At 61.6% G+C, this 255-nt stretch carries 1 protein-coding gene; it reads right to left on the bottom strand.

What is annotated here, in order from left to right:
* Positions 1-255: hypothetical protein (locus PZA18_RS24750; protein ID WP_308447468.1), on the bottom strand; the 255-nt coding region annotated here is incomplete at both ends.

Genomic DNA, 255 nt, shown 5'->3' with positions numbered 1-255 from the left:
GCTTGCTGCCGTCGGTCTGGTCGATGCCGGCCAGACGGTTGCTGCTGCCGTCATAGCGGTAGGTGGTCTGATAAACCTTGCCGTCGGCCGTGCTGTTGTCGTCGGGGCTCAGGTCTACGGTAACCTGTTTCAGGCGGTTGTATTCGTCGTAGCTGTAAAGGGTGCGGGTGCTACTGCCCCCGCCGGCCTTGATGACCCGTTCACTGGTCAGGTTGCGGCCGGTGTAGCTGAATTCGATCGCATCGCCATTGGCGG

It is taken from the genome of Parachitinimonas caeni, from assembly GCF_030129945.1.
GTDB lineage: Bacteria > Pseudomonadota > Gammaproteobacteria > Burkholderiales > Chitinimonadaceae > Parachitinimonas > Parachitinimonas caeni.
The sequence above is the reverse complement of the archived record's forward strand: the minus strand, read 5'-3'. Positions and strand labels throughout refer to the sequence as shown.